The organism is Nocardia sp. NBC_00511 (assembly GCF_045161165.1).
GTDB lineage: Bacteria > Actinomycetota > Actinomycetes > Mycobacteriales > Mycobacteriaceae > Nocardia.
This window is the reverse complement of sequence record NZ_CP107849.1, coordinates 6,825,954-6,851,166: the sequence shown is the minus strand read 5'-3', so window position 1 is coordinate 6,851,166 and position 25,213 is coordinate 6,825,954. Positions and strand designations below refer to the sequence as shown.

Genomic DNA, 25,213 nt, shown 5'->3' with positions numbered 1-25,213 from the left:
CACCCGTTGAAACTCGATGATCACCTTAGGTTCGTCACGTGATTCTGCCGCATCCCACCGACAGACTCGCCCGGACGCGACGGCGATGGCGCACACACGCCTATTCCGCGTCCGCCTCTACCGGAAACTCCGCGGCTGTCACGACCGGAAGCTCCGCGTCCACGGCGACCGCGATCCGGGAAGCGCGATGATCGGCCGCACCGGTGGTCTCCACCCGCATCGGCACGGCCTCCAGTTCTGCGGGCACGTCCTCCGCCACCGCCGCGGTGATCAGCACCTGCTCCGCACCCGCGGCCACCGCCGCCAGCGCACTGCGGCGACGCCGATCCAACTCGGCGAAAACATCATCGAGCACGAGCACCGGATCGGTACCCACCGAACGCAGCAGCTCGAAGGCGCCGAGCCGCAGAGCCAGTGCGTAAGACCAGGATTCGCCGTGCGAGGAGAAACCCTTGGCGGGCGCCGAACCCAGCATCAACTCCAGATCGTCGCGATGCGGACCGACCAGGCACACCCCGCGCTCCAGCTCCTTGGACCGCGCAGCGCCCAACTCCCGCAACAGAATCGACTCCAGCTCCTGCTCGTCCCCAGGCTGTGGAGTACGGAACGGATCCAGGAACTCCGGCGGCAGATTCGCACTCCGGTAACCGATGGTGGCGGGCCGGGATTCGGGCGCGATCCCCGAATAAGCCTGTGCGAGATGTGGATAGAGTTCGTGGACCAGCAGCAGCCGCTGCGCCAGCAGCACCGCGCCGTGCGCCGCGAGATGCCCGTCCCACACATCGAGGGTGCTCAACTCGGCGCCCCGCGAACCCGAACGAGCATTGCGCCCGGCGGTTTTCAACAGCGCCGACCGCTGCCGCAGCACCTTGTCGTAATCCGCGCGCACCCCGGCCAGCCGCGGCAACCGCGCCGTCGCCAACTCGTCCAGGAAACGCCGACGCTCCCCCGGATCACCGCGCACCAGCGACAGATCCTCCGGCGCGAACAGCACGGTCTGCAGAATCCCCAGGATCTCCCGCGGCCGCCGCACCGGCGAACGATTGATCTGCGCCCGATTCGCGACGCCCTGATTCAGCTCCACGTCCACCCGCAACTCACGACCGGTGTTCACCACGGTCGCGCCGATGCGGGCCTTCGACGCCCCGATGCGAATCATCGGGGCATCCGCGGACACCCGGTGTGAACCGAGTGTGGACAGGTAGCCGACGGCCTCGATCAGGTTCGTCTTACCGTTCCCGTTCGACCCCAGGAAAACGGTTCGGCCTGGGGACAACTCGAGCTCGGCGGCCTCCCAGGAACGGAAGTCACGCAGCGACAAAGCACGCACGTACATGCGGTTATGCCGAATCGACAGAGTTTTTCACAGGTTTCTCAACACTGTGCACAGTTGGTGTCGTCTTCCCGATCAGCCCGGGAGCCGCACCGGCATCAGCAGATAGATGAAGTTACCGCTCAGCGCCGAGAACGCACCCGACTCCAGCTGGGTCGGCTCCTCCTCGGGAGCCGGCAGGAACACCGCCGGACGGCTCGGCGTGGTGAACCCGAAGGTCACCTTCTCCGAATGCGCGGCACCCAGGCCGTCGAGCAGGTAGCCCGGGTTGAAGGCGATGGTCAGCGACTCACCACGGAAATCGGCCTCCAGCCACTCCTCCGCGCGCCCGGCGTCGTCGCCACCGGCGGACAGCAGCAGGCCCTCCTCGGAGAACTCCAGCCGCACCTGCGCACCACGCTCGGCCACCAGGGCCACACGCTTGATCGCCTCGGTCAGCGTGCTCACCGCGAGCGTCGCGATCGAGGTGTGCTCCTTGGGGAGCAACTGGCGGAACTTGGGGAATTCGGCATCGAGCAGGCGCGTGGTGGTGCGACGGCCGCCGTTCACGATGCCCAGCAGGCCATCGGTGCCGGTACCGAACGCCAACTGCACCGGCTGATCGGAAGCACCCAGCGTCTTCGCCGACTCCGAAAGCGTGCGAGCCGGGATCAGCACCGCCGTCTCCACATCGGCACGGCCCGGCTGCCACTCCAGCTCGCGCACAGCCAGCCGGAAACGGTCCGTGGCGGCCATGACCACCTTCGGGCCCTCGATCTCCACCCGGATGCCCGTGAGCATCGGCAGGGTGTCGTCACGACCGGCGGCGACGGCCACCTGGCCCACCGCGGCCGAGAACACGTCCACCGCGAGCTCACCGGTCTGCGGGGGCAGCTCGGGCAACTGGGGGTAATCCTCGACCGGCATGGTCGGCAGCGAGAACTTCGCACTGCCACAGGCGATCAGCACGCGAGTGCCGTCCACCGACACATCCACCGGCTTGTTGGAAAGCGCCTTGGTGATATCCGCCAGCAGGCGGCCCGACACCAGCACCTGACCCGGTCCGGCGACCTCCGCGGCCACCCGCATCTGCGCGGAGACCTCGTAGTCGAAGCCGGACACCGTCAGGCCGTCCTCGTCAGCCACGAGGAGCACGCCACCGAGCACAGGCACCGGAGGCCGCGACGGCAGGCTACGGGCTACCCAGGCTACGGATTCGGCGAAGTCCTCGCGGGCGACCCGAAACTTCATGCTTGCAAGCTCCATCGCCCGGTCTGTCCTCTCCCAGTGCCAATCGTGAACTGTGCGAAATGATTCCAAGCCAGGGACTGTGCTCCCGAACCCCTGAGGGCCGAACAGCCGGGGCCCTGTCCCCCGCACCCCCGAGGGGGAAGTTGTCGAATCAGCCGCCTACGCAGTCTCGCACAGGGGACCGACACAGAGACCGTACCCGCGTAACCGGCACACGCACACTCCGACCCTCCCGGAGTGTCCGGACAACTCTTGCCCCTGCCGCATCTTGTCCAGGCCTCCGTTCGAGTGTTGAGGAACCTCCCGGCGAACCGTTGCCTCCGAACCCGAGTTTCCACACACCCTGTTTTAGAAAGACATTCTCTAGAAGGAGAACTGAAGTAGTAGTAGGTCCTGTTAGTTCTGTGGACTTCGCCCGTTCACGCAGGTCGGACCGCGCGGCGGCGTGTGGATGTCATCTGGGTGGCTCGAGGATGAACGGCGCATGGCTGTGGAGCCATCGCACTTCTCCACATTGCTCCTCGAGCCATCCTCGAGTTGCTCCCCCGTTTCGGGCCCTCCCGCCAACATCTGAGCGAAACCGGGGACAACTCGAGGATTCCTCGAGGAGCTGACAGGGAGTCCTCGAGGAATCCACAACCCCTGGAGGGCATCCGGGCAGGTCAGACCTCGAGGATGAATCTGCCTGTTAGTGCTGTGGACAACCGCCTGTGCACGACCGCCAACAGGACCCTGTTGGCGAACCGGTGCACAACAGTGGGATTCCTCGAGGATTCCACACAGTTTCCTCGAGGACTCCTCGAGGAATCCACAACCCCGGAAAGCAAAGAACCCCACGTCAGACGACGTGGGGCCCTGTGGACTGTGGATCAGCGCGAACGCTGTTTAATTCGGGCTGTTAGTTCTTGAACCTGGTCGTACACGCGGCGCCGCTCGGTCATCTCCTTGCGCACCTTCTTCTCCGCGTACATGACCGTCGTGTGGTCGCGGCCGAACGCCTGACCGATCTTGGGTAGGGATAGGTCCGTCAGCTCCCGGCACAGATACATGGCGATCTGCCGGGCCTGAGCCAGCGGCCGCGCCTTGCCCGGACCGGTCAGCTCCTCAAGCGTGGTGTTGAAGTACTCCGCGGTCACGGCCATGATCGTGGCCGCCGTGATCTCCAGCGTCGCGGTGTCCGGCATCAGATCCCGCAGCACCACCTCCGCCAGCGACAGATCCAGTGGCTGCCCGTTCAACGACGCGAACGCCGTCACCCGGATCAGGGCGCCCTCCAGCTCGCGGATATTGCGCTCCACCCGGCTGGCGATGAGTTCCAGCACGTCGTGCGGCACATCCAGGCGATCCATCCGCGCCTTCTTGCGCAGGATCGCGATCCGGGTCTCCAGCTCCGGCGGCTGCACATCGGTGATCAGGCCCCACTCGAAGCGGGTGCGCAGCCGCTCCTCCAGCGTCGCCAACTGCTTGGGCGGACGATCGGAGGACACCACGATCTGCTTGTTCGCGTTGTGCAGGGTGTTGAAGGTGTGGAAGAACTCCTCCTGGATGCCTTCCTTGCCCTCGATGAACTGGATGTCGTCCACCAGCAGGATGTCGGTCTCGCGGTAGCGGCGCTTGAACGCCACCTTCCGGTCGTCGCGCAGCGAGTTGATGAAGTCGTTGGTGAATTCCTCGGTCGACACGTACTTCACCCGCATTCCCGGGAACAGCCGCTGGGCGTAGTGCCCGGCCGCGTGCAGCAGGTGCGTCTTGCCCAAACCTGAAGCGCCCCAAACGAATAGCGGATTGTAGGCGCGCGCCGGAGCCTCCGCGATGGCCACCGCAGCGGCATGCGCGAAGCGGTTGGAGGCGCCGATCACGAAGGTGTCGAAGGTGTACTTGGCATTCAGGCTCGCCGAGGACGACGGCGCGGGCGCCGGTTCCCGCTCGGGCGAGCGATTGAAATAGGTCGGCCAGGAATTACGGACGTTGACGACCGGCTCGTCGTCGCGATCGTCGTCCACCGGGCGGCGGGCGGCGGGCTGCTCGTCCTGATACGGCCGGGAGTCCTCTTGATACTGACGCGGTTTGTCCTCGGCGTACTGCCGGGGCGTGTCCTCTTGATACTGCCGAGGCGCGTCTTCCTGATACTGACGTGGCGCGTCGTCCTGGTACTGCCGGTTGTCCTCGGCGTATTGGCGCGGGGCGGCGTCCTCGTACTGCCGGGCGGGCGCGTCCTCGTAGCGGGCGGCGGGCTCGGCCGGATAGCGGCCCGGCTTGGGCGCGACCTGCTCGTCGGGGTCCGGGGAGAACAGCGATTCCTGCCCGGGCGGCTTGGGCGCGGCCCGGTGATTGTCACGTCGCCGCGGCGGTGCGGGCGGTTCCTGGGACATCGGCAACTCTTCGGCCATCTTCGGCTGCCCGAATTCCACCGGTGGATAAGCTTCGCGCTCGCCGTACTCGGACGGGTAGTCCTGTGGAGGCAGGTAGCGCGGTGCGCCGTACTCCTGGGGAGCCTGGTATCGGTCCGGCTGCCGCTCGGACATCGACGGCTCGGGCTGATAGGCGGGCGGCGCCTGCTCGGGTTCGCGCGGCCGTTCGGGCCGGGAAGTCATCCGGGCGTGCCGGGGAGTATTCGCCGAGCGACCGGCCGGCGGGTTCTGCTGGGCGCGGATGCGCACCCCCAGTCCCTCCACCTGCAGGCCGCGCCGGGCCAGGGACCGCAGAATCAGCTCACGCAGGTCGCGTTCCACCGTGACCTGCGCCATCGTGCCGGGGACCGACAGCAGGGCGAACCCCTGCGCGAAGGTGATCGGTTCGATAGTGTTCAGCCACGCCTTGTGAGCCTTGCTGACCGGCTGGATCTCCCCGTCGGCCGAACCGCCCGCCAATTCGGCGATCACCTCCGGCCAGACAGCGGTCAGCACATTCTGCTCGTCGTCCACGAACGCGTTCCTCCCCGGGATGTAGGTCGATGAAGCAGACGGTCTGCGCTGCTCGGCTCCCCCAGTCACCGGGCGTCGGCAAGGCACCGTCGGCCCTACGAATATGCCACTCGGGGGGTGTTTCCACACAATTATCCACAGATGTGGAAAACCTGGGGATACACGTCTCCGCGTGTCTGATCCCACGAATCAGGCGCGTACCGGCGGGTTCACAGCAAATTGCTGGCAAAATCAACCGCGGTCGCATCGAATGCCTGGGCCAGAACCGTACACCAGGTCCCGCCACGACACGAACGTCCAGTTCACGGCGCGCGAGTGGCGTAAGTCGCTCACCCCGAGTTTGACCCTCGTTCAGGCGGTAAGTACCCTTCTACAGTCACCCTATGGTGCGGTGGCGGCTGCCCGCTGCTCGCACCGACAAGGGTATTGCGCCGACGAATCCGATTCGTCGAGAGCACGTATCACCGAACAGACTTCGGGCGTCACCAGGCGTCCACCACTTAGAGGAGTGTTGACCGTGGCCAAGGGCAAGCGGACGTTCCAGCCGAACAACCGTCGTCGGGCGCGCGTCCACGGCTTCCGGCTTCGTATGCGTACCCGTGCGGGTCGCGCCATCGTTGCGGCTCGCCGTGGCAAGGGCCGCGCCAAGCTCACGGCCTGATTCGGTAATCCGGATGCGGCGCCAATTCCGCGGTTCACCGTGGAAGCACACAGCTGGCTCGCCGTCCGGCCCCCGGTCTCTTCTCCGCCCGTACCCGGCCGGACGCTCAGGTGCTGCCTGAGCACTACCGGCTGCATCGGCGCACCGACTTTTCCCGGACGGTGCGTCAGGGCCGGCGGATGGGGAGACGGGACCTCGTTGTGCATGTACTGCTACATGACGAGCAAGCGAACGGACCCGACCCGGTCATCCGGGTGGGCGGTCCGCGTTTCGGCTTGATCGTCAGCAAGGCGGTGGGTCCGGCGGTGGTACGCCACCGGGTGGCCCGCCGCCTGCGTCATATCTGCGCACGTGTGGTGGCCGAGTTGCCCGCCGACGCGGATATCGTTCTTCGCGCCCTGCCGGGCGCCGCCGACGCCTCGTCCGAAGAGCTGCTGAAGCAGCTCCGAGGCGGTCTGCGCAAACTCGGCACCCTGCCTGTCGGCAGCGAGTCATGACCACTCCCGTGAGCGACTCATGAACGCACTGCGCGCCGCTGCCCGGTTCCCGGCCAAAGCTCTGATATTCCTCATCGAGCTGTATCGGACCTATATCTCCCCCACCCGCATGCCGGTGTGCCGCTTCACGCCCACCTGCAGTGAGTACGCGGTGACAGCGCTGCGCACCCGCGGACTGATCGTCGGCTCCGGACTGGCGGCCGTCCGATTGGCGAAATGTGCGCCCTGGCACCCTGGTGGGTGGGACCCCGTGCCGGAGCGTGAGCATCGGCACGCGGCATCAGCTTGTGAAGGGTCATCACCTGTGGTGACCGGCGATACGAACGACGGGAGTGCATAGAGCCGTGCTCGACTTCATCTATTACCCGGTGTCGGCCATTCTGTGGTTCTGGCACCAGGCATTCGGGTATGTGCTGGGCAAGAACAGTGGGTTCGCCTGGGCACTGGCCGTGGTGTTCCTCGTGTTCACGCTTCGGCTCGTGCTGTACAAGCCGTTCGTGAAGCAGGTCCGGACCACCCGGCAGATGCAGGAGCTGCAGCCGCAGATCAAGGAACTGCAGAAGAAGTACAAGAACGACCGTCAGGAAATGACGGTCCAGATGCAGAAGCTGCAGAAGGACCACGGCTTCAACCCGCTCATGGGCTGTCTGCCCGTGCTGCTGCAGGTTCCGGTGTTCATCGGTCTGTTCCATGTGCTGCGCTCGTTCAACCGTGTCGGCTCGGTCGGCGGGATCGCCGGTTTCGGCCACAGCGGCGGGATGTCGGTCGAGCAGAACGCCAACACCGCCAATTACATCTTCAGCCCGGGCGACGTCCAGTCCTTCCTGGCGGCCCGTCTCTTCGGCGCTCCCCTGTCGTCGTACATCACGCAGCCGATGGCTCAGCTGCAGTCCTTCGTCCACGACGGAGTCGGTCTGCCGAGCAAGGCGGCCATCGCGGCGGTCTCGATTCCACTGATGATCATCGCCGGTATCGCGACCCATATGAACGCCCGTGCCTCGGTGGCCCGGCAGTCGGCGGAGGCCGCGGCCAACCCGCAGGCCGCCATGATGAACAAGCTGGCGCTGTACGTGTTCCCGCTCGGCGTCATGGTCGGTGGCCCGTTCCTGCCCGTCGCCATCCTTCTCTACTGGGTCTCCAACAACATCTGGACCTACGGACAGCAGCATCTCGTCTTCGGCAAGATCGAGGCCGAAGAGGAACACAAGAAGCAGGCCGCGCTGGACCGCCGGGCGCAGAACGCGCCGAAGCCGGGAGCCAAGCCGGTCGACGTCCGCAAGAAGCCGCAGGACGCGTCGTCCAACGGTGTCGCCGATGCGATCGAGGATGCGCCCGCCGCCGCCACCCAGAACGGTTCGAAGCCCGCGCCGGGTGCGCGCCCGGCCGGTGGCGCCAAGAAGCGTTCCGGCAATCGTGGCCGCCCGAATCAGAAGCGGCGTCGCTGAGACTTACAACTCCAGATGAAGGAAACAACCATGACTGTTGAAACCGACGGAGGGGATCCCACTGTGACGGCTGCGACGGCGGCGACAGCGGAAGCGGAAACTGCGGGCGATTCCGAGGAAGCGCTCATCGAAGAGGGCGAGATCGCCGGTGACTACCTCGAGCAGCTACTGGATGTGCTCGACTTCGACGGCGATATCGATCTCGATGTCGAGGGCGACCGCGCGGTCGTGAGCATCGACGGTGGTAAGGATCTGGCGAAGCTGGTCGGCCGTCGCGGTGAAGTCCTGGACGCGCTGCAGGAGCTGACTCGGCTGGCCGTGCAGCAGGCCACCGGAATTCGCAGTCGGCTGATGCTGGATGTCGCGGGGTGGCGGGCCAACCGTCGTTCCGAGTTGAGCGCGCTCGGCACCGAGGCGGGCAAGCGGGTGCTGGAGTCCGGTGAGCGCGAGGCGCTCTCGCCGATGACTCCGTTCGAGCGCAAGATCGTGCACGATGCCGTCTCCGTCCTCGATGGAGTCGTCAGCGAGAGCGAGGGCGTGGAGCCCAATCGTCGCGTGGTGGTCCTCCCCGGCTGACACGCGCATTGCTTCGAGGCAGGGCCCCCGGTTCGAAAGAGCCGGGGGCCCTACTCTTATGCAGGAGTCGTGAGAGTTGAGCACAGTCGTTCGGAAGGATGTTTCACGTGGAACCAGGAACCGACGCGACCGATTTCGGTCCGGCCGAGCCGCCCGCCGCGGCCGCCGTCGTCTTCGGTGATCGGCTGGACAAGGCACGGCTCTACTACTCCGCCCTCGCCGGGCCCGGAGTGGAGCGCGGATTGATCGGACCGCGCGAGATCCCCCGACTCTGGGACCGCCACATACTCAACTGCGCGGTGATCGGTGATCTGATCCCGCAGGGTGTCCGCGTGGTCGACATCGGCAGCGGCGCCGGGCTTCCCGGTATCCCGCTCGCCATCGCGCGGCCGGATCTCCGCATCACCCTCGTCGAGCCGCTGCTGCGCCGCACCGTCTTCCTCGCCGAGTTCGTGGCGGAGGCGGGCATCGACAACATCACCATCGTGCGCGGCCGGGCCGAGCAGGCCGGGGTGAAGAAGGAGGCGGGCGGCGCGGATGTGGTGACCTCCCGTGCGGTCGCTCCCCTGGCGAAGCTGGCGGGTTGGTCGATGCCGCTGGTGCACGAGCACGGACGGATGTTGGCGCTCAAGGGAATCAGTGCCGCGGAGGAACTCGAGCGCGATCGCGCCGAGCTGACCAAGGCGGGCGCGGGGCATGCCGAGGTACTGGAATGTGGTGTGGGCGTTCTGGAGACGCCCACCTTCGTGATCAGTGCCGAGCGGCTGGCACGCGCCGAGCGCCGTGCGGAGCGTCGCGCGGGTGGTCGCGGGACCACCGACGCGAAGCGTCACTGACGAAGCTCGGCGCGCCCGTGGGGGTACTGAATGTTCCGGCCCCTCCCCCGCTTTCGCGATGTTTCATGTGAAACATCGCGCCGGGATCGATCTTTGGGACCGAGGCTGTGAGTGTCCCCGCGAGTTTTCCCTCCGCAGAGGTGTGTCGTGGTGCGAACCAGCCCGTTCAACTTCCGTATTGTGTCCGGTACTGGCAAGCTAGTGACGTCGAGCGTGAGCGCAGACTTGCGATGCCCGGCACCGGCTCGCATCGGCTGGAATTCAGCGGAACGGCTTCGGAATGGGTATCGATCTAGCACCTCGCGCCTCCCTGGTGACAACGCAGCATCGCGGCTGCCGCCACCAGGTGTGCGCAATTCAGCTCGGCCACGTGTCTTTGAGTTCTCCGGGTTAGGAGCCTGTATGTCCAACGGTCCGCGGAATGTTTCACGGGAAACAACGTCCCGGGTGCCCGGCATGCTCGATAGCGGTCCTTTCGACACCGACGAGTTCAGCCGCACCCCGTTCGGGAACATCTCCCCCACCGAGACGCCGATCGCCGCCGAAGCTCAGCGTGCCAGCCAGGTGCTGACGGGGACCAACGTCACCATCCCGCGCCCGAAGGAACAGCGCATCCTGACGATCGCCAATCAGAAGGGCGGCGTGGGCAAGACGACCACCGCCGTGAATCTGGCTGCCGCGCTCGCCATTCAGGGCATGCGGGTGCTCGTCATCGATCTCGATCCGCAGGGCAATGCCAGCACCGCGCTCGGCATCGATCACCACTCGGGCATCCCGTCGAGCTACGAACTGCTCATCGGTGAATGCTCGGTGAGCGACGCGATCCAGCAGAGTCCGCACAACGAACGGCTGATGTGCATCCCCGCCACCATCGACCTGGCGGGTGCGGAAATCGAACTCGTCTCCATGGTCGCCCGTGAGGGTCGGTTGAAGGCCGCCATCCAGGAGGCGAACCTCGCCGGGTACGACATCGACTACGTGATGATCGACTGCCCGCCGTCGCTCGGCCTGCTGACGGTCAACGCGATGGTCGCCGCCAAGGAGGTGCTGATCCCGATCCAGTGTGAGTACTACGCGCTGGAGGGTGTCGGTCAGCTGCTCCGCAATATCGGTCTGGTGCAGGCGCACCTGAATCCCGAATTGCATGTCTCCACCGTCGTTCTCACCATGTACGACGGTCGCACCAAGCTCGCCGATCAGGTGGCCGAGGAGGTGCGCTCGCACTTCGGTGACGCGGTACTGCGCTCGGTCATCCCCCGCAGCGTCAAGGTGTCGGAGGCGCCGGGCTACGGGATGACCGTGCTCGACTACGATCCGGGCTCGCGTGGTGCGATGAGTTACCTCGACGCCGGACGAGAGATCGCGGCGCGTGCGGCGCGGCAGAACGCCGAAGCGACGGTTTCCGACGCACAATCCGGTGTGTAGCAAGTGAAGTTCGGTGCGGGTGAACTACGGAAGGGGTCGACAGGCCGATGAGTCAGGCTAAGAAGGGTGGACTGGGCCGTGGTCTCGCGGCGCTGATCCCGACCGGACCGGCGACCACACCCGGCGGGCTCGGCAGTGCCGCCGCCAACGTAGTCATCGGCATCGATCCGGCGGCCGGGCCGCAGCCCGCGTCGGCGTATCTGCATCGCGTCCCGGATCCGGTGGATTCGGTCGACGGGGTCGCGGTCGCGGACGCGGGCGCGGTGTATCGGGAGATCCCGCCGGAGCAGATCGAACCGAATCCCAAGCAGCCGCGTTCGGTGTTCGAGGAGGAGGCGCTCGCCGAACTCGTGCACTCGATCAAGGAATTCGGTCTGATGCAGCCCATCGTGGTGCGTCAGGTCGGTTCCGGGGACGCGCCGCGCTATCAGCTCATCATGGGCGAGCGGCGGTGGCGGGCCAGCCAGGAGGCGGGTCTGCCCGCGATTCCGGCGATCGTGCGCGAGACCGCCGACGAGTCGATGCTGCGGGATGCGTTGCTGGAGAACATCCATCGCGTCCAGTTGAATCCGCTCGAGGAGGCAGCCGCCTATCAGCAGTTGCTGGAGGAGTTCGGCGTCACCCACGAGGAACTCGCTACGCGGATCGGGCGGTCTCGTCCGGTCGTGACGAATATGATTCGGCTGCTGAAGCTTCCGATTCCGGTGCAGCGCCGGGTCGCGGCCGGTGTGTTGTCGGCCGGGCACGCGCGCGCGGTGCTCGCATTGGAGGCCGGGGCGGACGCGCAGGAGGCGCTCGCGGCTCGCATTGTGGCCGAGGGTATGTCGGTGCGTGCCACCGAGGAAGCCGTCACTTTGGCGAATCGGAATCCGGATGCCGCGGGTGCTCCCCCGGCACCCAAGCGCAAGCCGATTCAGATGCCGGGTCTGCAGGATGTCGCGGAGCGACTTTCGGAGTCGTTCGACACTCGGGTCACGGTGGCTCTCGGTAAGCGCAAAGGCAAGATCACTGTCGAGTTCGGCTCCATCGATGATCTGGAGCGAATTGTCAGTCTTATGGAGCAGTCCAAGCTCTAGCGAGGGCCCTACCCCAAGGTCGCAGTGGAAACGTCACTGTGACGTTGGCGTTCACGGCCCTGGAGAGGTACAAGTCCTTGATCCTTTATTCTTGGCGGCGAGCAGCAGATGTTGATGCGGCGTGAGTGTGGATGAATCGGACAGCTGGAGGCTGAGCAGAGCGGTGTCGACCAGCGTGACCGCCCTGACCCTCGGCGGACTAGACAAGCTCCCGGTGCACGCACGGCGGTGTGTGTTCTGGGAGATCGATCCGGCAGTGGCCGCGGACTCCCACGATTTCAGTGATCCGGTCTTCGAGAAGGAGGCCTGGCTCTCCACTGTGATGCTGCAGTGGGGTTCGTGCGGACAGGTCGCGATGGTGGAGGATCGGTCGGCGGGCTGTGCCCTCTACGCGCCGCCGAGTGCGGTGCCGCGGGCCGGCCTGTTCCCCACTTCCCCGGTGAGCCCGGATGCGGTGCTGCTGACCACGCTGAGCGCCGAAATGCCGTACCAGGACACGGATGTAGCCCTGCAGCTGATTCAGGCTGTGGTCGCCGATCTGATGCGTCGTGGTGTGCGGGCCATCGAGGCATTCGGTATCCGCAAGGATCCGCCGACCTCTCCCCTGCCCGCGTCCGGGTCGATGACGCTGATGGAGCGGATCGGTTCGCCGCGGCGTTCGCCACAGCCCGCCGCATCCGGCTGCTCTCCGGAGCTGTGCATGATCGAGGCCGACTTCCTGGAGGACGTCGGTTTCAAGGTGGTGGCCTCCCATCACCGATTCCCGCGGCTGCGACTGGAATTGGATCGCGATCATCTCTGGAAGGAAGACGTCGAGCGCGCGCTGGATCAGCTGCTCGCGGCGGCGGCCATGGAGATGCCGACCCGGATTCTCACGCTGTAGCCGAGGCGGCCGTCCGGCCCCATGTTTCACATGAAACAAAAAGCCCTTCCCCGATCAGATTGGGGGAAGGGCTTTTTGCTGGAATCCGGAAGTCAGATGCGGTCGGCCGCGGCCAGTTCCTCGGCGAGCAGCTCGGCGAATGTGTATGTGCCCGTGGGCTGATCGTCCTGGCCGAGCAGGTAGAGCCGCTTGACCGAGATCAGGATGGCCTCGGCGATCACGTCGCGCATGCGCGGGTTGGTCAGCACCGAGGAGTCGTAGTCGTTGGTCAGGTAGCCGATATCGACCTGAACGGTCGGCATCTTGGTGAGCCGCAGCAGATCCCAGGTGCGGGCGTGGGTCCGGCAGTCCTGCAGCGAAGTACGCGCCACGATCTCGCGCTGGATGAACCCGGCCAGCACCTGGCCGATCATCGAGGTGGAGCCGTGCGAGTTGCCGAAGTGGAAGCTGGCCACACCGCTGGCGGAACCGCTCAGGTTGCCCGCGCAACGCAGCGAGATCATCAGGTCGGCGTCGAAGGTATTGGAGGTCTCGGCGCGCTCGGCATCCGAGGGATTCGCACCCCACGGCCGGGACAGGAAGGTCTCCATTCCCGTTGCGGCCATGCGTCCTTCGAGGCGGCTGGCCAGATCCCAGAGGATCTCGGACTCGTAGACGTCCCCGAATTCGCTGGGCACGGGTGAGCCCTTGTCCGGTCCGCCCAGACCCGGATCGATGACGATGCGCTTACCGGTGAGCTGCGGCCCGGCCCGGTGCACCACCTCTTCCTCGGCGATGCGATGCGGGTTGCCGCCGGTGACGCGCGCGCCCAGCAGCTCCAGCGAGCGCAGCGTGTCGGGACCGCAGATGCCGTCCGCGGACAGGCCGATCTCGCGCTGGAAGGAGGTGAGTCCCTCGTGGGTGTGCGGACCGAAGTAGCCGTCCACCCGGCCCACGTAGAAGCCCAGATCCTGCAGACGGCGCTGCAGTGTCGCGACGTCGTCGCCGTAGAGGGGCGCGGAGAGCTGATAGATCAGGGTCCGGGCGCCGAGCCGGTAGGAGGCTTCCTTCAGCGCCCGGTAGGTGGCGGGTCCGACCACTCCGTCGACCAGCAATCCGCGGTACTGCTGGAAAGCGCGTACCGCGGAGTCGAGGTCGTGATCGAAAGTGGCGTCGGAGTCCTTCCAGTACTCCCCGCCCGCACCCGACGGATCGGAGTTGGGGTGGGAATTCAGGAAACCGAGGCTTGCCAGGGTGCTCCGAACCTCTGCTACGGCTGGACCTGTATCGCCGTGACGAAGTCGGTGCATGCGTGAGAGCCCTTTCCTTCCGCCAACCCGGGTACCCACTCATGCGGCGGTTCACACCTTCGCACGACGGAGCGTTCGAATGATTGTTTCAGACCCGGACCGAATTTCGGCAACTGTCGAGTGCAGGCATCCTAACCCTGGCGATGCCCACACGTGCCCAAGGCGGCGGGTTGCGTGATTACGCCAACCGCCGCCGAGGCGCCGAAATTCTATCGAGTGTGGTCAGAGAACGTCGGAGAGTTCGCGCAAGAGGGCCGCTTTGCCCTTTGCGCCGACAATCCGCTTGGTTTCCCGGCCGCCCTGGAACAGCACCAGGGTGGGCAGCGAGAGGATGCCGTACTGCTTGGCCGACTCCGGGTTGTTGTCGGCGTCGAGCTTGGCGATGGTGATCTTGTCGGTGTTGGCGGCGGCGATCTCCTCCAGCACCGGGGCGACCATCTTGCAGGGGCCGCACCAGGCCGCCCAGAAGTCGACCAGGACGGGCTTCTCGCTCAGCAGTACGTCATCGGCGAAGGTCGCGTCGGTGACGGTCTTGGTGGCACTGGTCTTGGCGTCTGACATTGGCCTGGCTCCTTCAGTTGTTCACTTCCACCGGCGCACCGGCGTGATCGAGAGTGTTGCTGGTGATGTCACCCTGGTCGGCGAGCCAGCGTTCGGCGTCGATCGCCGCCCGGCAACCGGTGCCCGCAGCGGTGATGGCCTGACGGTAGGTGTGGTCCACCAGGTCGCCCGCGGCGAAGACGCCGGGCAGCGAGGTGTAGGTGCTCTGCCCCTTGACCTCCACGTAGCCTTCGCCGTCCAGGTCGACCTGGCCGCGCACCAGTTCGCTGCGCGGGTCGTGGCCGATGGCGACGAACAGGCCGGTGGCGGCCAGTTCGGAGGTCTCGCCGGTGCGGGTGTCGCGCACGGTGAGGTGGGTGACGGCCGAATCGCCATGCACGCCAATGACTTCCGAGTTGAGCAGGAAGCGGATCTTCTCGTTGTTCTTGGCGCGCTCGAGCATGATGCGGGAGGCGCGGAACTCTTCGCGGCGGTGGATGACGGTCACCGAGCTGGCGAACTTGGTGAGGAAGGTCGCCTCCTCCATGGCCGAGTCGCCGCCGCCGACGACCACGATGTCCTGGCCCTTGAAGAAGAAGCCGTCACAGGTGGCGCAGGCGCTGACGCCGCGGCCGAGCAGGTCCTGCTCCCCCGCCACGCCGAGGTAGCGGGCCGCGGAGCCCATGGCGAGGATCACGGCGTGCGCCTCGAAGACCTCGCCGCCGACGGTGACCTTCTTGACCGGGCCGCTCAGGTCGAGCGCGTCCACGTCCTCGGTGCGGATGTCGGCGCCGAAGCGCTTGGCCTGCTCCCGCATCTCCTCCATCAGGTCGGGGCCCATGATGCCCTCACGGAAGCCGGGAAAGTTCTCGACCTCCGTGGTGGTCATGAGCGCGCCGCCGAACTGGGTGCCCTCGAAGAGCAGGGGTTCGAGTTCCGCCCGGGCCGCGTACACGGCGGCGGTGTACCCGGCGGGACCGGAGCCGACGATGATCAGGTCGCGTACAGGCGTACTCAAAGGGCCCTCCGAAGCAGTTGTGCAGGTCTCGAATACTCGAGCGTGAGCGTGTCGGTCAACAACAGCGTAAACGGTGTTGTTCCCGCGCCTCCCCGAGCTCGAACGTCAGCCGATATCGGCGCGTCCGAGGACCTGCGGGTTCCCGGGTCCGCATCCGGTGCCCAGCACCGCCGCGGTGATCTGCGGTGGTTTGGGGCCCGCGAGCAGGACCAGGATGCCCGGTGTGCCGCTGAAGGTGACGCTGCGGGTGCCGAGGATCGGGCGGTCGAGCCCGGCGGCTTGCAGACATGAGGACAGGGCGTTGCCGGTGGCCAGCGGGCCGCTGATGTCGTGCCGTCCCATGGCGGTGAGCACCATCGACGGCGTCATGCTGGTGCTGTCGAGTTCGGTGCTCGCGGCCGGTAGGGCGGCCGGGGCGACGGTCCGGTTGCTCAGGGCGTCCACGGCCACCACGGCGCCCGCGAGCAGGGCCGCCACGGCGGCTGCCGCGGTGATCCAGCGCAGTCGCCGGGACGGGCGTTGGGGTTCCGGCAGCGGGTGCTCGCCGGTGTCGAGGGTCGGGTCGGCTTCGAGCGTGGGTATCTCGCTCGGGTCGAGACGGCCGGTGTCGAAGATGCCGACGTTGAGCGCGGGCATCGGCGCGGTGTTGGCCGGTGCGGGATGGGTGGATCGGGTGACGGCGGGGGGCGCCACCGGTAAGCGGTGCACGGTGGCCAGTTTCTCGGCGGGCGCGTCGACGGCGAGGTTGTCGATCATGCGTTCCAGCCGGTCGGCGACCTGGGCCGGCATGGGGTGCACGAGGGTGTCGTCGCGGCCGAGGTCGCGCAGGCGGGTGTCGACGCGGTCGAGCGATTGCAGGTAGTTCATGGCTTCCGGGTCCTGACGGACCTCGGACCAGAGCAGCTCGGATGCTTCCGGCGGAATGCCGCCGGCGTGCAGATCGGCGAGCAGCTCGGTGGAGAAGGGCGGTCGGGGTACCGTGGTCCCCGCCATTGCTCCTCCTGTGTCCTCCATTGCCCCTCCAGGGCTTCGAGTAGGAATTCGCAGACCTGTCTTTATATCTGACGCAGCGGAATCGTTTCCGGTTCCACGTGGGCGCGTTGTTTCTTGTTGTGTGAGAAAAGATTTCCCTACGGCGTGAGCAGGCTCTCGAGCCGCCGCCGGCCGCGGGCGCAGCGGCTCTTGACGGTGCCCTCCGGAATCCCCAGCAGCGCAGCGGCATCCGCGATGGAGTAGCCCTCGAGTTCGACGGCGACCAGGGCGGTGCGCTGGTCGGCGGGCAGTTCGAACAGCGCCGCGTCGACGATCAGGGCGGCCTCGAGCGCCGCGAAATCGTCTCGGGGGCAGCGGGGTTCGTCCGAGGTGTCGTCGGAGAGGGGTTCGGTGCGGCGCAGCTTGTTGCGGCGGATGCGGTCCAGGCAGGCGTTCACCACGATGCGGTGCAGCCAGCTGCGTACCTCGGCGTCACCGCGGAACCCGGCGGCGTTGCGGTGCGCGGACAGCAGCGCGTCCTGCAGCGAGTCGGCGGCGTCCTCGGGGCTGTAGGAGGCGCGTAGCGCGGTCTGCCACAGGTGGTCGCGGTGGCGGCGCAGTAGTTCGGCGAAGGCGTGGCGCTCGCCGTGGGCGTGTGCGGCGAGTAGATCGCGGTCGGTGGCGTCGATGACCCGCGGGCGTGGCCGGATGGCCGTCGCCGCGCGCCGGGCGAGTGGCCCGACCGCTTCCCCGAGTTCGTTCGCAGACGACAATTGCATCCCCGATTCGGTGCGGTACTCCGGAGGACTCCCCTGCCGAGAGTACGCAAGATCATATCGAAGATAACGATTCGGTAGCAACGGATACCGCAAAATAAGCCCTGGTAGGCGGGCTTTATCGGGCGAATGGGACGGATGATGACCGTCGGAATGTAATAAATCCGGGCGCAGGATTACTGCGCGGCCTCGAAGCGGATCTCCGCGATCGAGGACTGGAACTGCCCCCCGTTGTTGGCCAGCTGGTTGATCCACACCAGCACGTACCGGGCGGGCTGGTCGGCCCGCACCGGGATCTCGGTGGTGCCGTCGCCGAGCACCGCCGACCCGATCAGCTGGGTCTGATCGAGGGTCGGCGAGGCGGTCGGCGAGGTGCGGATCTCGACCTGCGTTCCGGGCGAGGGCGATTCGATGATCACCTTGGTCAGCTTGCTGGGGCTGCCCAGGGTGCTCAGCACGCCCACGCCCTTCTTCAGGGCCGGGAACTGCTGGAAATAGGCGTCGGTGCGCCAGGTGGTGGCCGGGTTGTTGTCCAGTACCGACCCGACGCTGCCGACGTTGTCCGGGGTGCCCTCCGGGGAGAACACCGTGGCCCCGGTGACCGGCACCGGCACGCCGCCGGTGGCGGGCATGCTGGCGGGCGCCTGCGAGGCGCCCGGGCTGGGCGGGGGCGTCGCGGAGGTGGTGAGGCCGATATTGCGCTGTTCGTTGAGCGGCGCGTTGGAGGAGCCGGGCGCGAACACGCTCAGCAGCCACCAGATGATCACGCCGACCACCAGCGCGGCCAGCACGCCGAGTCCGACCAGGATCCACATCATCCGCTGCGAGCGTTCCTTCTCGGCCGCCAGCAGTTCCGGGTCCGCGAGGGTCTCGTCCGGTGCGCTCGGCGGGCGCTGGCCCAGCCGCAGCACCGGGATGAAGTCGGTCTTCTGGTCGACCACCGAGGCCTGCTCCAGCACGTGCTGGACGGTCGCGGCGGTGCGGACGCCCTTGTTGGATTCCATCGAGCGCACCGAGACCGCGGAGATCTCGAAGGGCACCTCGGGGCGAATCGTCCTGGGCTCCACCGGGGTTCCGTCCGGCCCGAAGTCGGCCAGTGGCAGTCCGCCGACGGTGGCGGCGCTGCCGGTGAGGCCGCCGACCCGGATCGGCCAGTGCGCGGTGATGAGCGCGTAGAGCATGGCGCCCAGACCGCGGACGTCGGATTGCGCGTCGGAGTCCGACAGAGTGCCGGGGAAGGCCAGCACCGCGTCGCCGGTGGCGCTGATGCGCACCCGGTCGGGATGGTCGATGGACAGCGATCCGCCGCCGCGGTGCGCCATTTCGGCGGCCGCCGCCAGCGCCCGCACGGCCCGGGCCGCGCCGATGGGCGAGGGCACGGTGTCGGCCATCTCCTTGAGGGAACGACCGGGCGTCCATTCGGCCACCACGATGCCGCCGGAGGAGCCGCGCACCACGTCCAGCACGCGGGCCAGGCCGGGCGAGTTGATCCGCCCGAGCCGCAGCGTGCGCGACAGGATCGCCTGTGGTCCATCGTGTCCGGAGTTGTCGGCGGCCTCCTGGTCGGCGTCGACGAAGGTCAGCGCGACCTCACGGTCCAGCTTCACGTCGAGGGCCTGCCAGAACTTCAGCCCGCGCGCGCCGCCGTGGCCGGCCAGCAGCCGGTAGCGGCCACCGGCCACCGAGGCGCCGGGCAGCAGCTTGGGGCCGCGCTGGATGCGCTTGCTGGGCGATTCCACCCGCATGGGTGGCATCAAGGGCGAGACCGCCTCGTAGACACCGGTTTCGGGGCCCGCGTGGTCGTGCTCGGCTAGGTCTTCCGGTTCCTCGTGGTCACCGTGCCCGCCGGAACGTGCTGCGGAATCGGCGGTGCCGCCGGGTTTTCCGCGCTGCTCGCCGGGGGGAGGGGTATCCGTGGAGAGCCCGCCGCCCGCGGCCTTTGCGGATTCGGCGGCCGGGACACCGCCCGCCGCGTCGTCGCTCACCCTCGTTCCTCCTTCGCCCAAGTGTGTCGAAGACCGATATGCCGGACCCGGTCCCGTCGCGGCGGCCTCCGCTGATCTGCGGAAACCACCGTCCTGGGCCCGGGCATTGTCCTTGTGCCCGCGCGCATCACTGTCCGCGGGCATGCCGGATCCGGCAGTTGCACTTGCCTGCCGAACAGGGTACGGGAACTCACCCGTGCCGGTGATGTCAACCGCATCCGGCCGGATGACGGGCAGCACCATGGTCTGCGCGTCGAGGTACGGGTCGAAGCGGTAGTAGTACGGCGCGGCGCGCAGATCCGGTTTCGGCAGCAGCGTGGTCTCGTGGATGTCCTCGAGCGGGGTGCCGCCGAGTTCGAGATCCGGTGCGGGCGGGGTGATGCCGAGCCGCCGCGAGATCGCGACGGTGATGGCGACGACCTCGGGGACGCCGAGTAGCCGCATCAGCCCGAAGGCGACGCCGAACATGACGATGGCGGTGAGCCCGACCCGCACCAGCGAGCCGATGCCGCCGAAGGATTCCGAAAGCCGGTGCAGCCCCAGCACTTTGTCGACGATGAGCATGACCGCGCCGCCCGCGAGCGAGGACAGTCCGACCCGCGTGATGGTGCGCCCGACGTTCGACATGCGCAGATCGCCGAGGCTGCGGTGCAGCAGCCAGCCGCCGATCGCCGCGCCCGCCAGGAAGCCCGCCCCGTTGGCGACGCCGAGCGCGATGACGACGTGCCGGTCGTCGACGACGAACGGGGCGGCCGCGGACAGCGCGATCTTCACGCCGGTGATGCCGAGGATGATCCAGGTCGGGGTCCACGCCTGTTCGCGCGCGTAGAACACGCGCAGGTGAATCAGCACCAGCGCGTAGGGAATCAGCGTGAACGCGGACCAGGAGACGGCTTCGCCGAGGCGTGGCGCGTGGTGCGCGAAGCGCCCGTATCCGTACAGCGCCATGCCGATCTGGGGTCCGGCGAAGGTGAGGAAGGTGACGATGGGCAGCAGCGCGATCATGGTGAGCCGGGTGGCGGCGCTCAAATCGTCGACCACTGCGGGCGTGTCGTCGGCCGCGGCGTTGCGGCTCAGTCGCGGCATGATCGCGGTGAGCAGGGTGACGCCGATGACGCCGTACGGCAATTGCAGCAGCGCCCAGGCGTTCTGGTAGATCGCGGGCCCGGCCTCGTCGGCGTGTGAGGAGACGCGGGTGGCGAAGATCCAGCCGAGCTGGCTGATCATCACATACAAGATGATGGCCGCGCCCATGCCGGCGAACTGCTTGAGGCGGGCGTCGACGCCCCACAGCGGGCGCAGGTCGATGCCCGCGCGGCGGATGGCCGGCAACAGGCTGACCATCTGCACGATCACGCCGACGGTGACGCCGATGCCGAGCACCAGCAGTTTGGTGTCGCCCATCCGGACCGGGTTGAAGCTGATCTCACCGGGGGTGAGGTGGTAGATGGTCAGCACCACCAGCACCACGATGTTGTTGAGCACCGGTGCCCAGGCCCCGGGTTTGAACATCTGGTGGGTGTTGAGGATCGCCATCAGCAGTGCCGACATCCCGTAGAAGAGGATGGCGGGCAGCAGCAGGAAGGCGAGTGCGGTGGTGAGGGAGGTGTTGACCTTGCCGTCGTGCGACAGGAACAGGTGGGTGGTCATCACCGGTGCGGCGATGAGTGCGAGCACGGTGCCGACGGCGAGCACGGTGAAGGCGGCGGTGACGAGTCGCCGCACGAAGGCCGCTCCCCCGTCCGGGTCCTCTTTCTCGGCGCGGACCAGGGTGGGTACGACGATGGCGGTGAGGACCGCGCCGAGCAGCAGCTCGGAGATCATGGTCGGGATGGTGCTGGCGACGGTGAAGGCCGAGGCGATGGCCGGGCCGAGCACGGTCAGCAGCAGTAGCTGCTTGCCGAATCCGGTGATGCGGCTGACGAGGGTGGCGATGGCGATGGATCCGGAGTCGCGGACCAGTCGCGCGTTGGCGCTCTCGTTCTTCTCTTCGGGTGGTGCCGTGGCGACGGCCGCGTGCGGGCGGGTGATCGGGCGGCGTCCGCTGTCGGGTCCGGCGGGTCCGCCCCGGTTGACGACCGGTCGGGGCCCGGACATCGGCGGGGTCGGGTAGCGCTGTTCGCCGGAGCGGGGTCCGGGTCCGCCGGGGCGTCCGTCGCCGCCACCCCGGTGTCCCCAGTGGTAGCGCTCGTCGGCGGGTACGCGTCCGTCGGGTCCGGGTCGTGCGGGTGCGCCGGGCGGGCGCTGGGGTGCGCCCTGGGGCCGGTGCATGATGGGCCCGGATTCGCCGGTTCGGGGTCCCTGCCGTGGCGGACCGGACGGTTGGCCTGGTTGCGGACGGCCGGGAACTCCCTGGGGATTGCCCGGAATCCCTTGGGGATTGCCGGGATTCGGCACCTGGCGCTGTCCGCCGGTGGCCGGTCCCTGGGGTCCGCGGGGTGCGGGCCGGGGTACGCCGCGCTCCCAGGGCGCGGAGGGGGCGCGCCGCGGGGGCGGCCCGTCGGCGCCCTCGGGTCGGCCGGATGAGCGCGGCCCGCCGTACTCGCTCACCGGTCCTCCTGTCGTTTCAACTCGCGCTTACGCGCACGCCGGTACTTGTTGACCCTGCGCCGGGTGTCGGGGTCGAACCCTTCGTCGGCCGGATCGGACTGGCCGCGGAAGCGGTGCCAGAGCCGGCGTCCGACCAGCAGGAGCAGCAGTGCGCAGGCGCACGCGGTAATTATCGCCAACCATCGACCGTAGGCGTTGGATCGCACCGATACCGAGACGGAGTTGCCGAGTGGTACCCCGTCGGGTGTGGTAAGTGCGATGGGAATGACCAGGTTTCGGCTGTCGGAAACCTCGGTGGGGATCTGGAAGGACCGGTTGCCCTTGGCGGGCAGCTGCTGTTCGCCGATGTCGGTGATGTTCGTCTCGGCCGGTGCGTCGATCTTGAATTTGACGCGGATGGCGACCGGCAGGTTGTTGCGGGCGACCAGCAGCAGCGGACTCTGTTCGGAGGCAAGGGTGTACACGCCGCCGGGTGGCAGCACGGTCACCGAGCCGAAGAGGTTGTCGAGGGTCCGGGTGGCCTGGTCGAGGCGGCGTTGCGCGCTGGTGTCGGCGGGGGCGGCCCCGGCCTGCCGGTCCGACAGCGACAGCACCCGAATCAGGTCGTCGCGCAGCGGGGTGAGGAATCCGCGCGGGCTCGGTTCCTGGTGCGGCACTTCGACCAGGGCGCTCATCAGTTCGGTGATGCGCTGCGCCTGCTGCCGGATGGGTTCGGCGAAGTGGTCGGGTACCGCCGCCTCGGCGGCGTCGCCGAGGTAGTCGAGTTGGTAGGGGGATGGATCCGGTTGCTGCGCAACCAGATCGGTGAGGGCGCGCGGGGTGGCGAGATTGTTGTGGAAGAGCAGGTCGAGCTGTGCGAGCACGGTGGTGGCTTCGTCCTTGTTGGCGCCCCACTGCTGCGGCGGCATGAGCAGCGCCGAGCGGGGGTGGCCGGGTTGCGGGTTGAGCGCGGTCCAGGACAGCGCGCCGAGCGCGTCCTGCAGCCGGGCGGCGCGGGAGTCGTTGGTGACGTCGTAGCGCACGTTGTCCGGGGTGAAGGGCTGGGTCGGCGGATGCGAGCCGATGGCGGCGAGGGCGGTGGCGGCCCAGGTGTCGAAGGTGGCGGCGTGCAGGTCCGCGGGTGCGGCGGGCGTCTGGCTGCTGCCGGGTGCGGGCGGCACGGTCACGTCCGACAGCGACACCACGTCCGGATTGCCGGATTCTGTTGCGGCCGCGGGGGTTTTGGTGGCGGCGAGCAGGTTGGCGCGGCCGTCGGCCGGGGTGACCGCGTTGTCGGCCAGCAGCACGGTCTGGAAACCGTGGTGGGCGAGCAGGGTTCCGGCTTCGGCGTCGATGGTGCCGACGTCCGGCAGTGCCACGCCGCGAACCGATTTCACCGACAGCAGCGAGTCGACGAGTTCGGCGGGCGCGGTGAGGGCGCGATCGGAGAGGGTGGTGTCGCCCGCCGCGGCCAGCGCGGTGGTGTCGACCTGCGCGAAGGGCAGCGCGACCACGCACATGCCGGGGGCCAGGGCGCGCAGCCGGTCCAGCCACGCCTTGGCGGCCTTCGCGCCGGTGCCCGCACGGGTCGGCCCGTCCGGGTCCGATGGGCTGGCCAGCACCTGATAGCCCTGGTCGCGGACCATATCGGTGACGGTGAGCAGCAGGTCTGGGTCGATGGCCAGGCAGATCGCGGTGCCGAGGTTGCGGTCGCGGCCGGTATCGGGTTTGACCGCGCTCTCGAGTGCGGACAGCAGCTGGTCGAGGCGTCCGCCCTGACCCAGTGAGGCGGCGAGGTCGTCGTCGGTGAGCAGGGCCTGGGTGCCGGGTTCGCCGGTGAGGCCCGCGACCAGGCGGGGACGGTCGGCCAGCGGCCACAGCATGGTGGTGGCGACCGGCGGCGCGTCCGGCGCGGGTGTGGTGGGCGGTTGTGGGCGTTTGGGATCGGTGCCGCCGGGGACGCCGAGCACCGGCAGCAGGAAGCGGGCGTCGTCGAGCCGGGCCTGGCCGCCGTAGGCGGGCTGGCCGTTCACGTTGAGCAGCAGCGGGTAGACGCCGGGCGCGGTGATGTCGATCGAGGAGATCCCGCTGGGCAGTTCGGTTCCCGAGTGCAGCGCGATGGTGAGGCTGAACTGTTTGCGCTGTCCCGCCGTCAATCGGTCTGCGACATCCTGGAATTCGCCGGTGACGTCGAAGCTGTTCTGGTCCATGCGCAGCGTGGAGCGCAGTTCGGCCGGGCTGCCGACGGCGCTGCCGCGCTGGATGCGGATGCTGACGTCGTCGACCGGCCGGTCGCCGATATTGGTGACGGTGCCCGCCACCACGAAGTAGGGGTCGCTGGTGGCGGTGATGGCGGTGGGCGTCACCGAATCCAGGGACAGTTTCAGGAATTTGGGTCCGCTGGATTGTCCGCTGCCGCTGCCGGTGGGTTCGGCGGCAACGGGCGCGCTCGCCACGATGGGTCCGAATCCCAGTGTCGTGAGCACCGCCAGCATTACCGCGACGAGTGAAAGCAGCGTGCGCTGCGATCTCGCACGCGTCATTGTCTGCCGTTCTCCATCCGGTCGATCAGCCGGTTCGCGACCTCGGCCAGCCTACGTTCGTCAGCGTAGGCCAGGCGGGAATCGAGTTCGCTCAAGGGAACCCAGGCCACCTTGGTGACTTCGACGTCGGCGTCGGAGAGTTCGCCGCCGAGTGCGCGCATGAGGTAATGGTGCACGGTCTTGTGCACGCGCCGGCCCTCGGTGACGAACCAGTAGTCGATGCTGCCGAGTTCCGCGACGACGGTGCCCTGGATTCCGGTCTCCTCCTGGACTTCCCGGATCGCGGTCTGCTCGGCGGTCTCGCCCTCTTCGATGTGGCCCTTGGGCAGTGACCAGAGCAGGCGGCCGCGGCGGTCGGTGCGGCCGATCAGTGCGGCACAGCGTTTCTCGCTGGGTCCGTCGAGGCCGTCGACGACCAGTCCGCCGGCGGAGGTTTCGCGGACGGTGCGCATGCGTGGTTTGCGTTCCGGCTGGCCGGCCTCGGCGGTTCCGGTCTTGGCCGCAGCACCGGTCGCACCGCGCCGCCTGGGCTGGCGGCGCCGACTGTTCGCGCGATCGGCCGGGGACACCGCGCCAGTCTATAGGGGAGCGACCGTCCTCCTGCCCCACCGCGGTCGCTCCCCTATATGCGGATGTCTCGGGCCAGGTAGACCCCGGTCGCGTGGCGGCACGCCG

Annotated in this window: 20 protein-coding genes; 9 read left to right on the top strand and 11 right to left on the bottom strand. The window is 67.7% G+C overall.

The genetic code is table 11. The features are described 5' to 3' along the window. Positions 1 to 100: 100 nt before the first annotated feature. The 3 genes from recF to dnaA form a co-directional block, all read right to left on the bottom strand. Positions 101 to 1,336 carry a DNA replication/repair protein RecF gene (gene recF, locus OG300_RS31980; RefSeq protein ID WP_405487425.1) on the bottom strand — a complete coding sequence of 412 codons (1,236 nt, stop codon included), beginning with the start codon at positions 1,334 to 1,336 and terminating at the stop codon, positions 101 to 103. Between the two features lie 72 nt (positions 1,337 to 1,408). Next, complete coding sequence (gene dnaN / locus OG300_RS31975; RefSeq protein WP_405487423.1) at positions 1,409 to 2,578, bottom strand: DNA polymerase III subunit beta; 1,170 nt, start codon at positions 2,576 to 2,578, stop codon at positions 1,409 to 1,411. A gap of 854 nt (positions 2,579 to 3,432) precedes the next feature. Then, positions 3,433 to 5,487 (bottom strand): chromosomal replication initiator protein DnaA, encoded by a 2,055-nt coding sequence (dnaA, locus tag OG300_RS31970; protein WP_405487421.1) that lies wholly within the window; start codon positions 5,485 to 5,487, stop codon positions 3,433 to 3,435. A 517-nt stretch (positions 5,488 to 6,004) separates the two neighbouring features. Between dnaA and rpmH the strand changes: the two genes are divergently transcribed. The 9 genes from rpmH to OG300_RS31925 all read left to right on the top strand — a co-directional run bounded on the left by rpmH (position 6,005) and on the right by OG300_RS31925 (position 12,886). Continuing rightward, positions 6,005 to 6,148 (top strand): 50S ribosomal protein L34, encoded by a 144-nt coding sequence (rpmH, locus tag OG300_RS31965; RefSeq protein WP_405487419.1) that lies wholly within the window; start codon positions 6,005 to 6,007, stop codon positions 6,146 to 6,148. Positions 6,149 to 6,258: 110 nt separating this feature from the next. Then, the gene (rnpA, locus tag OG300_RS31960; RefSeq protein ID WP_405487417.1) at positions 6,259 to 6,645 is read left to right on the top strand and encodes a ribonuclease P protein component; all 387 of its coding nucleotides are present in this window, start codon (positions 6,259 to 6,261) and stop codon (positions 6,643 to 6,645) included. Between the two features lie 19 nt (positions 6,646 to 6,664). After that, on the top strand, positions 6,665 to 6,985 hold the full coding sequence (gene yidD / locus OG300_RS31955) for a membrane protein insertion efficiency factor YidD (protein WP_405487415.1): 321 nt from the start codon (positions 6,665 to 6,667) through the stop codon (positions 6,983 to 6,985). 4 nt (positions 6,986 to 6,989) lie between these two features. Further along, positions 6,990 to 8,090 (top strand): membrane protein insertase YidC, encoded by a 1,101-nt coding sequence (gene yidC, locus OG300_RS31950; RefSeq protein WP_405487413.1) that lies wholly within the window; start codon positions 6,990 to 6,992, stop codon positions 8,088 to 8,090. A 30-nt stretch (positions 8,091 to 8,120) separates the two neighbouring features. Beyond that, positions 8,121 to 8,666 (top strand): protein jag, encoded by a 546-nt coding sequence (locus OG300_RS31945; RefSeq protein ID WP_405487411.1) that lies wholly within the window; start codon positions 8,121 to 8,123, stop codon positions 8,664 to 8,666. A 98-nt stretch (positions 8,667 to 8,764) separates the two neighbouring features. Further along, positions 8,765 to 9,502: a 16S rRNA (guanine(527)-N(7))-methyltransferase RsmG gene (gene rsmG, locus OG300_RS31940; protein WP_405487409.1), complete on the top strand. Its 738-nt coding sequence runs from the start codon at positions 8,765 to 8,767 to the stop codon at positions 9,500 to 9,502. A 456-nt stretch (positions 9,503 to 9,958) separates the two neighbouring features. Further along, positions 9,959 to 10,927 carry a ParA family protein gene (locus tag OG300_RS31935; RefSeq protein WP_405487407.1) on the top strand — a complete coding sequence of 323 codons (969 nt, stop codon included), beginning with the start codon at positions 9,959 to 9,961 and terminating at the stop codon, positions 10,925 to 10,927. Positions 10,928 to 10,974: 47 nt separating this feature from the next. Then, entirely contained in the window at positions 10,975 to 12,003 is a 1,029-nt protein-coding gene (locus tag OG300_RS31930) for a ParB/RepB/Spo0J family partition protein (protein WP_405487405.1), read from the top strand. A 163-nt stretch (positions 12,004 to 12,166) separates the two neighbouring features. Beyond that, complete coding sequence (locus tag OG300_RS31925; RefSeq protein ID WP_405487403.1) at positions 12,167 to 12,886, top strand: GNAT family N-acetyltransferase; 720 nt, start codon at positions 12,167 to 12,169, stop codon at positions 12,884 to 12,886. Between the two features lie 92 nt (positions 12,887 to 12,978). Here the strand turns inward: OG300_RS31925 and OG300_RS31920 are convergent, their stop codons facing one another. The 8 genes from OG300_RS31920 to OG300_RS31885 all read right to left on the bottom strand — a co-directional run bounded on the left by OG300_RS31920 (position 12,979) and on the right by OG300_RS31885 (position 25,107). Then, positions 12,979 to 14,175 (bottom strand): peptidoglycan-binding protein, encoded by a 1,197-nt coding sequence (locus OG300_RS31920; RefSeq protein WP_405487401.1) that lies wholly within the window; start codon positions 14,173 to 14,175, stop codon positions 12,979 to 12,981. Between the two features lie 222 nt (positions 14,176 to 14,397). Next, positions 14,398 to 14,736: a thioredoxin gene (gene trxA / locus OG300_RS31915; RefSeq protein WP_405487399.1), complete on the bottom strand. Its 339-nt coding sequence runs from the start codon at positions 14,734 to 14,736 to the stop codon at positions 14,398 to 14,400. A 13-nt stretch (positions 14,737 to 14,749) separates the two neighbouring features. Beyond that, entirely contained in the window at positions 14,750 to 15,733 is a 984-nt protein-coding gene (gene trxB, locus OG300_RS31910) for a thioredoxin-disulfide reductase (RefSeq protein ID WP_405487397.1), read from the bottom strand. Positions 15,734 to 15,838: 105 nt separating this feature from the next. Beyond that, on the bottom strand, positions 15,839 to 16,726 hold the full coding sequence (locus OG300_RS31905; protein WP_405487395.1) for a hypothetical protein: 888 nt from the start codon (positions 16,724 to 16,726) through the stop codon (positions 15,839 to 15,841). A gap of 137 nt (positions 16,727 to 16,863) precedes the next feature. Beyond that, positions 16,864 to 17,484: an RNA polymerase sigma factor SigM gene (gene sigM, locus OG300_RS31900; protein ID WP_405487393.1), complete on the bottom strand. Its 621-nt coding sequence runs from the start codon at positions 17,482 to 17,484 to the stop codon at positions 16,864 to 16,866. A gap of 173 nt (positions 17,485 to 17,657) precedes the next feature. Beyond that, entirely contained in the window at positions 17,658 to 21,563 is a 3,906-nt protein-coding gene (locus OG300_RS31895; RefSeq protein WP_405498760.1) for a lipid II flippase MurJ, read from the bottom strand. Between the two features lie 449 nt (positions 21,564 to 22,012). After that, a complete protein-coding gene (locus OG300_RS31890) occupies positions 22,013 to 24,538 on the bottom strand; it encodes a DUF6049 family protein (RefSeq protein ID WP_405487391.1) in 2,526 nt (841 codons plus the stop codon). Beyond that, on the bottom strand, positions 24,535 to 25,107 hold the full coding sequence (locus OG300_RS31885; protein WP_405487389.1) for an NUDIX hydrolase: 573 nt from the start codon (positions 25,105 to 25,107) through the stop codon (positions 24,535 to 24,537). The genes OG300_RS31890 and OG300_RS31885 overlap by 4 nt, the downstream gene beginning before the upstream one ends. Positions 25,108 to 25,213 lie beyond the last annotated feature (106 nt).